Below are 15013 nucleotides of genomic sequence, written 5' to 3' on the forward strand. Positions count from 1 at the left end.
AATTTAGCACTTGTTAAATTTAGAATAATTCTTAATTTATTAAACGTATGAATTTAAAGAATCTAGCTATGTGGGTTATCATTGTTGTTTTGACTATAGGTCTTTACAACATGTTCAAGAATCCACAAAATCTTCAAAACAAAAATAATAAAACAATTATTTTCTCTGAATTTTTAACAGAGGTTGATAATGGAAGGGTTGTAGAAGTTCAGATACAAGGTAACAATATTAAAGGCGTTATGGCCGATGGATCAGTTTTTTCAACATACTCACCGAACGATCCAAACTTAATAGAAAAATTAACTGATAAAGGTGTAAGTATATCTGCAGCTCCACTTGATGAAAAAATGCCATCTTTGTTTGGAGTACTTTTATCGTGGTTCCCAATGTTACTTTTAATCGCTGTTTGGATATTCTTTATGAGACAAATGCAAGGTGGCAAAGGTGGTGCCATGGGATTTGGAAGATCAAAAGCAAAGATGATGAATGAGGTTAAAGGGAAAGTTACTTTTAACGATGTTGCTGGAGTTGAGGAAGCAAAAGAAGAAGTTCAAGAAGTGGTAGAATTTTTGAGAGATCCAAAAAAATTTAGTAGATTGGGTGGTAAGATACCAAGAGGTTGTTTGTTAGTAGGACCTCCAGGTACAGGAAAAACTTTACTTGCTAGAGCTATTGCCGGTGAAGCAGGTGTTCCTTTCTTCACGATTTCTGGATCAGACTTTGTTGAAATGTTTGTTGGAGTTGGTGCCTCAAGAGTTAGAGATATGTTTGAACAAGGTAAAAAACATTCACCATGCATAATTTTCATTGACGAGATAGATGCTGTTGGAAGAAGTAGAGGCGCAGGTTTAGGTGGAGGCAATGATGAAAGAGAACAAACATTAAACCAATTACTAGTTGAGATGGATGGATTTGATACAAATGAGGGTGTAATAATTATTGCTGCAACTAACAGACCTGACGTTTTAGATCCAGCGCTTTTAAGACCAGGAAGATTTGATAGACAAGTTGTAGTTTCAAATCCAGATATTATAGGTCGAGAAAAGATTTTAAAAGTTCATGCTAAAAAAATTTCTATGTCTCCAGATGTAAATTTAAGAACTGTCGCAAGAGGAACACCTGGATTTTCAGGAGCAGATCTTGCTAATTTAGTTAACGAGGCTGCATTGTTAGCTGCGAGAAAAAATAAAAGAATTGTAACATCTCAAGAATTTGAAGATGCAAAAGACAAGGTGATGATGGGTGCCGAAAGAAGATCTATGGTCATGACAGAAGATGAGAAGAAATTAACTGCTTATCACGAAGGTGGACATGCAATAGTTTCTTTTAACTTGCCAAATTACGATCCAATACATAAAGCAACAATCATTCCTAGAGGAAGAGCGTTGGGAATGGTCATGAATCTACCAGAAAGAGATAAACATGGTCACTCCATTAAATATTTGAAAGCAAGATTGGCTGTGTGCTTTGGCGGAAGAGTTGCCGAAGAACTAATATTTGGTAAAGATAATATATCAACAGGTGCAGGTGGGGGAAATGGTTCAGACATTAACCAAGCAACCTCATTAGCAAGAGCTATGGTTACCAAGTATGGAATGAGTGAGGAACTAGGTCCTGTTGAATATGGTGAAAATCAAGAGGAAGTTTTCCTTGGAAGATCTGTAACACAAACACAAAGTGTTTCAGAGGCTGTCGCTCAAAAAATTGATAGAGAAATAAGAAAACTTGTTGACGAAGGTTACAATCAAGCAAAAACTATTTTAACAAACAAAATTGATGATTTGCATAAAATAGCGAAAGCTCTTTTAACTTATGAAACTTTGACTGGTGAGGATATAACAAAAATAATTAACAAAAACGAATATCCGCCTAATAAGGAAGATTTAAAAGTTGAGGATGAAAGCTCTGACTCTGCTTTAGGATCCATTGGTTTAAAACCAAAAATTGTTCATTAATATTTAATGTTAAAATATTACACTAGAGCGTGTAATTTCTATTATGGTGACCATTCAACCCTGATGGTCAATAAAAAACTTGCTCTCCCACTTCATGGAAATGATAAAATTTCTTTTGATACAATTGAACTTTTAACAAGAAAAAAGAAAAAAAAAATTCACATTTCAAAGTTAAATTTTTTAAGTAAAAATTTAAAAAAAAAAGTAAAATTAGATATAAAAAATATAACTAAAAAAAAAAACTTTTCTAAACTAAAGTTTAAGTCTTTACCTCTAATAATGGGAGTTGTTAATTTAACTCCTGACAGTTTTTCAGATGGTGGAAAATATAATAATTATAGAGATGCTTTAAAAAGAATAAAACATTTTATTGAAAAAGGATCATCAATTATTGATATAGGGGGAGAGTCCACAAGACCAGGATCAAATGATGTAAATGAAAAAATTGAGTGGAAAAGGATTAAGGAAGTATTAAAAAAAACAAAAAAATTAAAAAATGTAATATCTATTGATACTCGAAAAAGTGCCATAATGGAAAAAAGTTTAAAATATGGTGCCCATATCATTAATGATGTTTCCGGACTCAATTATGATCCTAATACACTAAAAATCCTAAGAAATAAAAAAACCCCCTTTATAATTCATCACATGCAAGGTAATCCAAAAACAATGCAAACGAAACCTTCGTATAAAAACGTCTTGCTAGATATTTATGACTTCTTTCAAAATAAAATTTTAGAACTAGAGGCCAATGGTATAAATCATAAGAACATTATTTTGGATCCAGGAATTGGTTTTGGAAAAAGATTGAAACATAATATTACCTTATTAAGAAACATTTCTATTTTTCATTCACTTGGATTTCCTATAATGTTAGGCACTTCTAGAAAAAGATTTATTAAAGACATTTCTGGGATAAACGATAGTAAGGAAAGACTAGGAGGAACTATATCATCTAGTTTGTGTGCTATGATGCAGGGCATTCAGATTTTAAGAGTTCACGATGTAAATGAAGTTAATCAAAGTATCAAAGTTTTTAAATCACTAAAATTTTAAATGACTAAAAAATATTTTGGAACCGATGGAATTAGAGGGAAGGTTAACCAAACCAAAATTAATGGTGAAATGTTCTTTAAATTTGGCCTAGCAGCAGGTACATATTTTAAAAACCAGAAAAAATCAAAACAAACAGCTATTATTGCAAAAGACACAAGACTCTCAGGATATACACTTGAGCCCGCATTGGTGTCTGGATTGGCCTCAGCCGGAATGCATGTCTACACGCTTGGGCCTTTGCCAACAAATGGATTAGCGATGTTAACAAAAAAGATGAAAGCCAACATGGGAATTATGATTACAGCGTCTCATAACCCATATTATGATAATGGACTAAAATTATTTGGACCAGATGGCCTAAAACTCTCTGACAAAATTGAAAAGAAAATAGAAAAACTAATTGACTCTAAAATAGCAAAAAATCTTTCTGAACCAAAAATTTTAGGAAGAGTAAAGAGATTAGAGGATGCAAATGATAAATATATAAAAATATTAAAAGATAATTTTCCAAGAGGTTTTAAGTTAAAAGGTATGAAAATTGTAATAGATTGTGCTAACGGAGCAGGTTATAAATCTGGACCAAAATTACTAAGGAGCTTGGGTGCAAAAGTAATTGAGTATGGAACTTCTCCAAATGGTTTAAATATTAATGATAATTGTGGCTCAACTTTTCCGCAAAAGATCAAATCTTTAGTTCGAAAAAACAAAGCTCATATTGGAATATCTTTAGATGGTGATGCAGACAGAATAATTGTATCTGACGAGATGGGGAACATTGTTGATGGTGATAAAATTATTGCGATGCTTGCAACCAGATGGAAAAGAAAGAAAATTCTAAAAGGCGGTGTAATTGGCACCCTAATGTCAAATTATGGATTACAAAATTTTTTTAGAGATCAAAAAATTAAATTTATCAGAGCTAATGTAGGAGACAGATATGTTAAGGAAAAAATGCAAAAAGAAAACTTTAATCTAGGTGGAGAGCAATCTGGGCACATTATACTTGGCAAATTTGCAACAACAGGTGATGGGCTATTAGTTGCATTAGAAATTCTATTTTCAATGAGAAAAGGTAAAAAGGCAAGTGAGCTTTTTGATTTATTTAAATTAACACCTCAAATATTAGAAAATGTAAAGGTTAAAGATAAATCAATTATTAATTCTACTACGTGTAAAGCTGCTATTAAAAAATCTGAAAGAATGATTAAAAATTATGGTAGAATGCTTGTAAGAAAATCTGGCACAGAGCCTAAAATCAGAATTATGGGCGAGTCAAACAATATTCATTTATTAAAAAAATGTATAAATATTGTAAAAAGGTCTATTAAATAAATTGAAACTTAAATCTAAAATATTAGTTATTGCAGGCTCAGACTCTTCTGGGGGCGCAGGCATTCAAGCAGATATTAAAACCATAACAAGTCTTGGCTCCTATGCAATGACAGCTATTACTGCAATAACTTCACAAAATACAACAGGAGTTTTGTCGATTTCAAAAGTTCCAATTAATGAAATTAAAAGCCAAATTGAATTCACCTCAAAAGATATCAGGCCTGATGCTATAAAGATTGGAATGTTACACTCAAAAAAAGTTATAGAAACAGTAATAAATTCTTTAAAGAAAATTAAAGTAAAAAAAATTATTCTAGATCCAGTGATGGTAGCGAAAGGTGGCACAAAATTAGTTGATGATAAATCAATAGAAATAATAAAAACTAAATTAATGAATAGAGTATCTTTAATTACACCAAATATACCAGAGGCAGAAATACTTGCTCAAATAAAAATTAAAACAACAGATGATATGATTATAGCTGGAAAAAAATTATTAGGTTTCGGGGCAAAAAATGTTTTAATTAAAGGGGGTCATTTAAAAGCAAAATATGTATATGATCTTTATTTGAATAAAGGCGAAAAAAAATTTTTTAAAAGTAAAAAAATCAAAACAAAAAATACACATGGCACAGGATGTACTTTATCTAGTGCGATAGCGACTTATTTTTCGTGTGGAAAAACATTAAAGAAATCTTGTAAAATGGCAATTGATTATGTTAACCATTCAATCGGATCAGGGCCTAATTTTGGAAAAGGCCATGGGCCAATAAACCATATAAGCGTGTTTAATATTAAAAATAAATTTAAATGAAAAATGTAGCTGTTGTCGGATCTCAGTGGGGTGATGAAGGAAAAGGAAAAATTGTTGATTGGCTCTCAAGTGAAGCAGATGTAGTTGTAAGATTTCAGGGCGGACACAATGCTGGACATACGTTAGTAATAGATGGAGTTACCTACAAATTAAGATTACTTCCATCAGGAATTGTTAGAAAAAATAAAATATCAATTATTGGTAACGGGGTTGTAGTTGATCCATGGGCATTATTAGATGAAATAAAAGAGATAAAATCAAAAGGAGTAGAGATATCTGAAGAAAATTTAATTTTGTCAGAGTCAGCCAATTTAATTTTACCTTTTCACAAAGAAATGGATGAAATAAGAGAAGATGCAGCAGGAAAAGCAAAAATTGGTACCACAAGAAGAGGTATAGGACCAGCATATGAAGACAAAGTAGGGAGACGATCAATCAGGGTAATGGATTTAATTTCTGAAAAAAATTTAGATCATAGGCTCGAAACTGTTTTAATGCACCATAATGCAATAAGAAAAGGTTTAGGAAAGGAATTGTTTGAAAAAAATAAATTGAAAAAGGAACTTCTTGAAATTGCACCCCAAATATTGAAGTTTTCAAAGCCCGTCTGGAAAAAGATTGATGAATTTAAAAATGAAGGAAAGAAAATTTTATTTGAAGGTGCACAAGGAATTTTGTTAGACGTAGATCATGGCACTTATCCTTTTGTAACTTCATCAAATACAGTCGCATCTTCAGCAGCAACAGGCTCAGGGTGTGGACCAAATACAATTGGTTATGTTCTTGGTATCACAAAAGCCTACACGACAAGAGTAGGCGAGGGTCCTTTTCCAACTGAGTTGAAAAATGAAACTGGAGAACATCTCGGTAAAATAGGAAAAGAGTTTGGAACTGTTACAAGCAGAAAAAGAAGATGTGGTTGGTTTGACGGGGTTTTGGTAAGACAAACGATTAAAGTCTCAGGTATTAATGGAATAGCATTAACCAAACTAGATGTTTTAGACGAACTAGATGAAATCAAAATGTGTGTAGCTTATGAACTGGATGGCAAAAAGGTTGACTATTTGCCCGCTGCGGTAGATGATCAATTAAAAGTTAAGCCAATTTATAAAAGCTTTAAAGGTTGGAAATCTTCAACAAAAGGAATCAAAAATTTTGAAAAATTGCCCGAGAATGCAAAAATTTACATTAAAGAGCTTGAAAAATTTATTGAAACAAAGGTTTCAAGCATTTCAACAAGCCCTGAAAGAAATGATACAATTTTAATCGAAGATCCTTTTAAAATTTAATTTACCGGAAGTAAATTTTTTGATTTTGCTGAATTAAGCATATGCTTTTGTAGTTTTTCAAAAGCTTTGTTTTCAATTTGTCTTATTCTTTCTCTACTAATTTTATATTTTTTACTTAAGTCTTCGAGTGTTGATGGATTTTCATTTAATCTTCTTGCATAAAGAATCTCTTTCTCTCTATCATTTAGTATTTTTATAGAGTCCTGAAGTAAATCTTTTCTTTGGTCGAGTTCCTCTTGATGAGCTATTTTTAATTCTTGATCCATTTCTTTATCAACAACCCAATCTTGCCACTCATCACCATCCTCACCAATTGGAGCGTTCAAAGATTGTTCTTTGCCAGACAACCTTCTATTCATTGAGATAACTTCATCTTCACTCACATCAAGCGTATTCGCAATTTTTTCTACCTCATCTTTTTTTAGATCACCTTCATTTTTTGGGGCTATTTGATTTTTTAATTTTTTTAAATTAAAAAATAATTTCTTTTGTGCTGTAGTTGTACCAATTTTTACTAAACTCCAAGATCTTAAAATATATTCTTGTATCGATGCCTTAATCCACCACATAGCATAAGTTGCCAATCTAAAACCCTTTTCAGGTTCAAATTTTTTCACTGCTTGCATTAATCCTACATTTCCTTCAGAAATAATTTCATTCATTGGCAATCCATAACCTTTGTACCTCATCGCAATTTTTGCAACCAATCTTAAATGGCTTGTCACAAGTTTTTCAGCTGATTTAACATTTCCTGTAGTTTTCCAATTTTTAGCAAGCATATATTCTTCTTCAGCATCAAGCATTGGAAATTTTTTTATCTGGTCTAAGTATACTGATAGACCGCCTTCATTGCTTATAGCTGGGTATTTGAATGTAGATGTCATTTTATTACTATGTATTTAATAAATAATTAATTTTTTGCAATATTGTAATTACTTCGAATTTCTAAGCTTTTTTAACAGCGTATTTAAATCTTGAGGTAAATTTGATGTAAATTCGACTTCCTTATTTTTTGAGGGATGATTGAACCCAAGAGTTTTCGCATGTAAGAATTGTCTATCTAGTTTATGAATAAGATTATTTAAATCATCATTAATATTTCTAAATTTCTTAAACTTTTTTTTATATTTTTTGTCCCCTAAAATATTGTTACCTTTGTAACTCATGTGAACTCTAATTTGATGGGTTCTACCAGTTTCCAATCTACACTCAATTAAACTAAAAGTTGGTATTTTATCATTTTCAAAAATTTCCAAGGTTTTATAATTAGTAATTGCATTTTTTCCTTTAGTGAGACCAACCTGCATTAATTGTCTATTTTTTGAGCTTCTTGTAATCAATGTTTCAATTCTACCAGTTTGAGGCCTTAGTTTTCCCCATACAAGAGCTTGGTAAACTCTTTTAATTGTATGATCGTTAAATTGACTAGATAATTTTTCGTGAGTTCTATTATTTTTCGCAACCACGACTAAACCAGATGTATCTTTATCAATTCTATGTACGATTCCCGGCCTAAGTTCATCACCAATAGTTGAAAGATTTTTACTATCATAAAATATTAAGGCATTTACCAATGTTTGGTTGTAGTCCCCAGCTCCAGGATGCATAGATATCCCAGCAGGTTTGTTTATTACCATTAAATCTTTATCCTCATAAATGACATTAAGTTTGAAATCAAATGGTTCTAAAGAAGCTTTTTGTGGCTCAGGTATCTCAAGTTTTATATTGTCATTTTCACTAACTTTTTTTGATGGGTCGGTGCAAACTTTTTCATTTATGAACAATCTTTGGTTTAAAATCAAATTTTTAACTCTAGTTCTACTAAGTTCTTTTTTGTTGTTTGATAAAAATAGATCAACTCTCTGATCCTTTTCATTATCTTTAACAATAAACTTAATGATATTTTTCATAAATTATAATATTAATACTATATGCGCTTGTAGCTCAACTGGATAGAGCGCCTGACTTCGGATCAGGAGGTTCTGGGTTCGACTCCTAGCAGGCGCACCAAATTATTCCCCTATATTAATTAATGTTCCCTTTTTACGAGCTTTACTGAAAGAGTAGTAAAATAAGCAAATGGAGATAAATAAATATAATCCATTTAGGTAAAATGCTTTAAAAATATTTTCTACATTTACAAATCCATTGACTAAAATATTTCTAGCCTCCTCAAATATGTATACGAGTGGTAGCGCATAAGCAATTTTTTGAAATATTTCAGGCAATATATCTACAGGATAATAAATACATCCAAAAGGGGCCAACAGAAACATAGTTGACCAGGCAATATTTTCAAATGAAGGGCCGAACCTAAGTAGACCAGAAGAAACTAGTATACCTAGCGTTATTCCAAAAATGTAGAGACTAAGAAATAAAAAAAATAAACTTAAACCTAAATCTAATATAGAAATTCCAAATAGAGGAGAAGTTAAAAGAATTGCAGGAACTAAACCGATTAAAGCTCTTACTAAAGCTGTGAATATTAATGAGATTAAAATTTCACTTTTTTTAATAGGCGAGATAAATAAATTTGTAAAATTTCTACTCCAGATTTCCTCTAAAAAAAGCATATTAAACCCGATACTTGTTCTAAATAGAAAATCATAAAGTATCGCGCATGTTAATATTATTCCAACAGCATTATTATAATACGAGCTGTATGTTGTAAAAAAATTTGAGATGAAACCCCATAAAGTAATTTGTATTGTTGGCCAATATATTAGATCTAAAATTCTCGGAAAAGACCTAGTTATTAAAAAAAAGTGTCTTAAGAACAATCCATACATTCTACCTATATTCATATTAATTCCTTACAAGTTTTAAAAAAACTTCCTCTAGATTTTGTCTTCCATGTTTTTTAACTAGATCATTTGGTTTACCCTGATCAATTATTAAACCGTTTTTCATCATCATTATTGACGAACACAATCTAGTTACCTCATCCATGTTATGGGATGCTAATAATATAGATACCTTTTTTTCTTTTTTATAATTTTCTAAAAAGGTTCTTACAAAATCTCCCGTTTCTGGATCAAGTGAAGCTGTAGGTTCATCGAGCAATAAGACAGATGGATTGTTGATAATCGCTTTAGCTAAGCTTATTCTATTTTTTTGTCCTGAAGATAATTCTCCAGTCACTCTATCAAGCAAATTTTGTAATCTCAGCTCTTCTACCAGATAATCTATTCTACTATTTAAGTTTTTGACAGAATAAAGTTTTCCATAAACAATTAGATTTTGCTTAACTGTAAGTTTCTTTGGTAATTCAATATAAGGAGAAATAAAATTTATCTTTTGAAGAATCTCAATTCTATTTTTTTCTAGTTGAAAGCCGTTAATCAAAACTTGTCCACTTGTAGGTTTTAATAAACCTAAAATCATACCTATAGTAGTAGTTTTTCCACATCCATTAGGACCAAGTAACCCAATTATTTCATTTTCTTTAATTTCAAAATTAATATTCTTAACCGCTTCTTTATTTCCATAATTCTTTTTAAGATCAATTACTTTAATTGAATTTTCCATTACTTTACTGAAGCCCTTTTAAGTCTTTCATTGATTGCTTCCCCAAATCCATAATTAGGAATTTTTTCTACAGCAATACTTTTATAATCTTTATTTTTAATATTTCTTAAAACTTTATACAAATTTTTTGCGGCTTCTTTTAAATCTTTTTTTTTACTTAAATAATAATAATCCTTTGAAGTTTTTTTTCTTTTTTTAATTAAAATAAAAGCTTCATTTTCTTTTGGTTTTTTCTTGTTTAGCCTTATAGGTATTCCAGGTGAATAATGTAAACTTAATTGTCCTGGGACAACAATTGTTTTATCATTTTTTTTATACAGGATTTTTTTTCTCAAAACTTTGTTAATTTTTTTTCTTTCAATTCCACCTAGCCTTAATATTTTTGGCTTTCCTAATAAACTTACTATAGTGGACTCTAATCCTATTTTAGATCTACCACCGTCTAGAATAAATTTAATTCTTTCTCCAAATTCATCCTTTACATCTTCTTTTGTTACCGGACTTATTTTTGAGGATATGTTTGCACTTGGTGCCGCTAGAGGATATTTCAATATTTTTAAAAGTTTTATAGCCAAATGATGTCTAGGAAACCTAACAGCTAGTGTTTTTTTATTATTAGTTACGATTTTTGAAATATTACTATTTTTTTTTAATTTTAAAACAAATGTAACAGGTCCTGGACAATATTTTTTATATAACTTTAAAAATTCTTCATTAATCATACAGTCGTTATTAAGCATTTTTAAGCTACAATAATGCACTATGAGTGGATTTCTTTTATTTCTTTTCTTAAGTTTGAATATTTTTAAGGCAGCCTTTTTTGAATAAGCATTAGCCGCTAAACCATAAACAGTTTCAGTCGGAAACCCAATACATTCATTTTTATCTAAATAATATTTAGCTTTTTTAATATTTGAAAGATTATAATTCATGTAATAATACAAACTAATATATGAAACAAAAAAATTTACCAGATGATATTGAGTCTAAATCTTTAGATGAACTTAAAGAAATTCTTAATAATTTGGTTGAAAAAATTGAAAAAAATAAAGCTTCAAATCAATCCGAAGAGGATTATCTTGAAATATTTAAATTAAATAAATTTATTGAAAAAAAGTTTCAAAATACCTCAAGAGAAATATCTGAGAAAAACAAATTAAAAATAAAACAAATTCTAAAAAAAGATGGAAAAAAAACTAAATAAAACAGGAAAAGATATAAATAAATTTCTCAAGAATTTTTTAAAAAAACAGAGAAGAACTGAATTAATCACTTCAATGAATTATGGTTTATTTCCTGGTGGAAAAAAAATAAGATCAAAGATCATTGTTGACGTAGGAAAAATTTTTTCAGTTCCTTATTATCATTTAGTAAGAGTAGGAGCTGCAGTGGAATGTATTCACGCATATTCACTTATACACGATGATTTGCCATGTATGGATAATGACGATTTAAGAAGGGGAAAGTTAAGCACGCACAAAAAATTTGGTGAAGCAACAGCAGTCCTAGCTGGCAATTCACTGCTTACCTTAGCCTTTGAAATTTTAAGCGAAAAAAGTTTCAATATTAGTGAAAATAAAAAAAGTAAATTAATAAATTTACTTTCAAATACTTCAGGCCATTTAGGAATTGCAGGGGGCCAATATTTAGATCTTAATTTTGAAAAAAAAAGAGTAAGTAAAAGAAAAATTATAGATATGCAGCTTAATAAAACTGGTAAACTTTTTTCATTTTCTACTATAGCGCCGTTGATTATTGCTAATAAGTTTGGGAAGATAAACCAGTTTAAAAAGATAGGTTTAGATATTGGACTTTTATTTCAAATTATTGATGATTTTCTAGATTACAGTGGAAGTGAGAAAAAGATTGGAAAAAAAACTGGAAAAGACAAAAAAAAGGGCAAGGCGACTTTAATAAGTTTACTCGGGTATAAAAATGCTGTTAAATATTCTTCTTATTTAAAAAATAGAATAATTTCTTCTTTAAGTAAGTATAAAAGTAAAGATTTGATTGAAACTGTAGAGTTTGTGGTAAATAGAAAAAAATGACAAAATATAAGTTTTTAGATAATGTAAATTTTCCATCGGATATAAAAAATTTAAAATCCTCAGAATTGATTACCCTGTCAAAGGAGTTAAGAGAGGAATTGATAGAGGCTGTTTCATTTACAGGTGGTCATTTAGGTGCAGGTTTAGGAGTTGTTGAGTTGACCGTAGCCTTACACCATGTTTTTGATACACCTAATGATAAAATAGTTTGGGACGTCGGCCACCAATCATATCCTCATAAAATTTTAACAGGTCGTAAAAATAGAATCAAAACACTGAGACAAGGAAATGGACTATCTGGTTTCACAAAAAGATCTGAAAGTGAATATGATCCATTTGGTGCAGCACATAGCTCAACATCAATTTCTGCAGCTTTAGGTATTGCTACTGCAAATAAACTTTCAAAAAAATCAGAAAATGTTGTTGCTGTTATTGGCGATGGAGCGATCAGTGCTGGAATGGCTTATGAGGCTATGAACAATGCGGGCATATCAAAAACTAAAATGATAGTAATTTTAAATGATAACGACATGTCAATTGCGGAACCTGTGGGTGCAATGAGAAGTTATTTAGCAAAATTATTGACTGGGAAAATATATTTTAGTCTAAGAGAGACTTTTAAATTAATTATTTCTGCCTTTTCCAAAAGATTTTCAAAAAAAGCTGGAAAAGCAGAAGATTTTCTGAGGTCAGCAGTAACAGGCGGAACACTTTTTAATTCACTAGGTTTTTATTATGTTGGACCAATAGATGGACATGATATTGATACTCTTGTCTCAGTTTTAAAAAATGCAAAGGATACTAACTTTGACGGTCCAATAATGATACATATTAAAACTGAAAAAGGAAAAGGTTATCAATTTGCAGAAAATTCAAAAGACAAATATCATGGTGTTTCGAAGTTTAATATAAAAACTGGTGTACAAGAAAAATCAAGTTCTAAAATTCCATCATATACAAGTGTTTTTGCCAATACGTTAATTAAACACGCTGAGAGAGATAGTAAAATAATTGGTATCACTGCTGCGATGCCATCTGGTACTGGAATGGATTTATTTGCAAAAAAATTTCCAAATAGAATGTTTGATGTTGGTATTGCGGAACAACATGCAGTGACATTTTCTGCTGGTTTAGCTACAGAAGGATTCAAGCCTTATGCAGCAATTTACTCTACCTTTTTACAAAGAGCCTATGATCAGGTTGTTCACGATGTTGCAATTCAAAGTTTACCTGTCAGATTCGCTATAGACCGTGCAGGTCTTGTTGGTGCGGACGGTCCTACACATGCCGGATCTTTTGATATAACCTACTTATCAACCTTACCTAATTTTGTAGTTATGGCTCCAAGCGATGAGTCGGAATTAGTTAAAATGATTAATACCTCAGTTGACATTAATGATAAACCGTCAGCTTTTAGGTACCCTCGTGGAACTGGTATTGGGATTAAACTTCCTGAAATTAATGAAAAAGTTGAAATTGGAAAAGGCAGGGTTATTAAAGAAGGTAAAGAAATTGCTTTAATTAATTTTGGTGCTCGTTTGCAAGAGTGTCAAAAAGCTTTAAACAATCTTGAAAAAAAAGGTTTAAATCTTACCTTAATTGACGCAAGATTTTGTAAACCATTAGATGAAAATTTAATGTGGAATACAGCAAAGAATCATGAAGTTGTTATTTCAATTGAAGAAGGTTCAATTGGAGGTTTTGGATCTCATTTAAGTAAATTTTTATCAGAAAAAGGCTTATTAGAAAAAATTAAATTTAGGTCGATGACTTTTCCTGACAAGTTTATTGATCAAGATAAACCTGATCTAATGTATCAGATTGCTGGCTTGGATAGCAAAGCTATCGAAGAAAAAGTTTATGAGGTTTTAGATTCTAAAATTGTTGTTCAGAAAAAAAACTAAGACTCACACTGGGCTTTGTGCATCAAAAAATGATCCAATAAAACACAATGCATCATCGCTTCACCTATTGGGACAGCTCTAATTCCAACACAAGGATCATGTCGACCTCGTACTGATATATTTGTATTTTTCCCAAATTTATCAATAGTTTTTCTTGAGTTAAGAATTGAAGATGTCGGTTTTACTGCGAAAGATACTTTTATTTGTTGACCACTTGAAATACCACCAAGAATTCCACCCGCATTGTTAGATTTGAAAACTGTTTTATTCCCTTTTTGTCTTATCTCATCAGAATTCTGTTCACCAGTTAATTGTGCAACATCCATTCCAGTTCCGATGTTGACACCTTTTACAGCATTAATACTCATCATAGCTGATGCTAAATCCATATCTAATTTTGAGTAAATAGGTGCACCTAGGCCAGATGGCACCCCGTTAGCTCTTAATTCTATGACTGCACCACAAGATGAACCGGACTTTCTGATTGCCAACAAATATTTTTCCCACAATTTTAAAACTTTTTTGTCAGGACAGAAAAATGGATTTTTTTCTATAAATTTGTTGTTCCATGCAGATACATCACAACCTAAAATTCCAAGTTGGGTAACGGCACCTTTAACGTAATATTTTTTCCCAATTTTTTTTTCTAAAACTTTTTTTGCAATTGCACCCGCAGCTACTCTAGCTGCAGTCTCTCTCGCTGATTGCCTACCACCTCCCCTGAAGTCTCTTATGCCGTATTTTTTAAAATAAGTTAGATCAGCGTGCCCAGGACGAAATTTATTTTTGATAGTCTCATAGTCTCTTGATTTCATATCCTTATTGTAAATAATCATTAATATTGGTGTACCAGTTGTCTCACCATTAAATACTCCTGACAAAATTTCAACTTTGTCATCTTCTTTTCTTTGAGTAGTAAATTTTGATTGACCAGGTTTTCTCTTATTTAGTTCTTTTTGTATGTCTTTTTCAGATATTTTTATTCTCGGAGGACATCCATCAACTACACATCCAATAGCCGGTCCATGAGATTCACCCCAAGTAGTGAAACGAAATAACTTTCCAAATGTATTAAATGACATTATTC

General features: G+C 30.9%; 14 protein-coding genes and 1 tRNA gene. 9 read left to right on the forward strand and 6 right to left on the reverse strand.

The genetic code is table 11. The features are described 5' to 3' along the window. Positions 1-47 precede the first annotated feature (47 nt). Genes ftsH through AMN84_RS03095 form a run of 5 tightly spaced genes read left to right on the forward strand, consistent with a single transcriptional unit; the run spans position 48 to position 6446 of the window. Positions 48-1955, forward strand: coding sequence for an ATP-dependent zinc metalloprotease FtsH (gene ftsH / locus AMN84_RS03075; protein ID WP_075483233.1), 1908 nt, complete (start codon positions 48-50; stop codon positions 1953-1955). Positions 1956-1961: 6 nt separating this feature from the next. Continuing rightward, complete coding sequence (gene folP / locus AMN84_RS03080; protein WP_075483234.1) at positions 1962-3011, forward strand: dihydropteroate synthase; 1050 nt, start codon at positions 1962-1964, stop codon at positions 3009-3011. Next, positions 3012-4343 (forward strand): phosphoglucosamine mutase, encoded by a 1332-nt coding sequence (gene glmM, locus AMN84_RS03085; protein ID WP_075483238.1) that lies wholly within the window; start codon positions 3012-3014, stop codon positions 4341-4343. A 1-nt stretch (position 4344) separates the two neighbouring features. Beyond that, positions 4345-5157, forward strand: coding sequence for a bifunctional hydroxymethylpyrimidine kinase/phosphomethylpyrimidine kinase (thiD, locus tag AMN84_RS03090; RefSeq protein WP_075483250.1), 813 nt, complete (start codon positions 4345-4347; stop codon positions 5155-5157). Continuing rightward, the gene (locus AMN84_RS03095; protein ID WP_075483252.1) at positions 5154-6446 is read left to right on the forward strand and encodes an adenylosuccinate synthase; all 1293 of its coding nucleotides are present in this window, start codon (positions 5154-5156) and stop codon (positions 6444-6446) included. The genes thiD and AMN84_RS03095 overlap by 4 nt, the downstream gene beginning before the upstream one ends. Here AMN84_RS03095 and rpoH read toward each other — a convergent pair. Further along, positions 6443-7330, reverse strand: a complete 888-nt coding sequence (gene rpoH, locus AMN84_RS03100) for an RNA polymerase sigma factor RpoH (RefSeq protein WP_075483254.1) — start codon at positions 7328-7330, stop codon at positions 6443-6445. The two genes, AMN84_RS03095 and rpoH, sit on opposite strands and share 4 nt — an antisense overlap. A gap of 48 nt (positions 7331-7378) precedes the next feature. After that, positions 7379-8356, reverse strand: coding sequence for an RluA family pseudouridine synthase (locus AMN84_RS03105; RefSeq protein ID WP_075483256.1), 978 nt, complete (start codon positions 8354-8356; stop codon positions 7379-7381). A 23-nt stretch (positions 8357-8379) separates the two neighbouring features. On the opposite strand from AMN84_RS03105, the gene AMN84_RS03110 reads away from it, so the two are divergent. Further along, positions 8380-8456, forward strand: a tRNA-Arg gene (locus AMN84_RS03110). A gap of 2 nt (positions 8457-8458) precedes the next feature. Here AMN84_RS03110 and AMN84_RS03115 read toward each other — a convergent pair. Genes AMN84_RS03115 through AMN84_RS03125 form a run of 3 tightly spaced genes read right to left on the reverse strand, consistent with a single transcriptional unit; the run spans position 8459 to position 10906 of the window. Then, positions 8459-9250 (reverse strand): ABC transporter permease, encoded by a 792-nt coding sequence (locus AMN84_RS03115; protein WP_075483258.1) that lies wholly within the window; start codon positions 9248-9250, stop codon positions 8459-8461. Between the two features lies 1 nt (position 9251). Beyond that, positions 9252-9974, reverse strand: a complete 723-nt coding sequence (locus tag AMN84_RS03120) for an ABC transporter ATP-binding protein (protein ID WP_075483260.1) — start codon at positions 9972-9974, stop codon at positions 9252-9254. Beyond that, entirely contained in the window at positions 9974-10906 is a 933-nt protein-coding gene (locus tag AMN84_RS03125) for an L-threonylcarbamoyladenylate synthase (protein ID WP_075483262.1), read from the reverse strand. The genes AMN84_RS03120 and AMN84_RS03125 overlap by 1 nt, the downstream gene beginning before the upstream one ends. A 20-nt stretch (positions 10907-10926) precedes the next feature. Here AMN84_RS03125 and AMN84_RS03130 point away from each other — a divergent pair, with 20 nt between their 5' ends. The 3 genes from AMN84_RS03130 to dxs are packed head-to-tail and all read left to right on the forward strand — an operon-like array spanning position 10927 to position 13926. Next, positions 10927-11178: a hypothetical protein gene (locus AMN84_RS03130; protein WP_075483264.1), complete on the forward strand. Its 252-nt coding sequence runs from the start codon at positions 10927-10929 to the stop codon at positions 11176-11178. Next, positions 11159-12022: a polyprenyl synthetase family protein gene (locus tag AMN84_RS03135; RefSeq protein ID WP_075483266.1), complete on the forward strand. Its 864-nt coding sequence runs from the start codon at positions 11159-11161 to the stop codon at positions 12020-12022. Before AMN84_RS03130 ends, AMN84_RS03135 begins: the two co-directional genes overlap by 20 nt. Next, positions 12019-13926: a 1-deoxy-D-xylulose-5-phosphate synthase gene (gene dxs, locus AMN84_RS03140; protein ID WP_075483268.1), complete on the forward strand. Its 1908-nt coding sequence runs from the start codon at positions 12019-12021 to the stop codon at positions 13924-13926. The genes AMN84_RS03135 and dxs overlap by 4 nt, the downstream gene beginning before the upstream one ends. On the opposite strand, the gene aroC is transcribed toward dxs, so the two are convergent. Beyond that, positions 13923-15008 (reverse strand): chorismate synthase, encoded by a 1086-nt coding sequence (aroC, locus tag AMN84_RS03145; RefSeq protein WP_075483270.1) that lies wholly within the window; start codon positions 15006-15008, stop codon positions 13923-13925. The genes dxs and aroC overlap by 4 nt on opposite strands. Positions 15009-15013: the final 5 nt, after the last annotated feature.

The sequence above is a fragment of the Candidatus Pelagibacter communis genome (assembly GCF_001180105.1).
GTDB classification, from domain to species: Bacteria; Pseudomonadota; Alphaproteobacteria; order Pelagibacterales; family Pelagibacteraceae; genus Pelagibacter; species Pelagibacter ubique_K.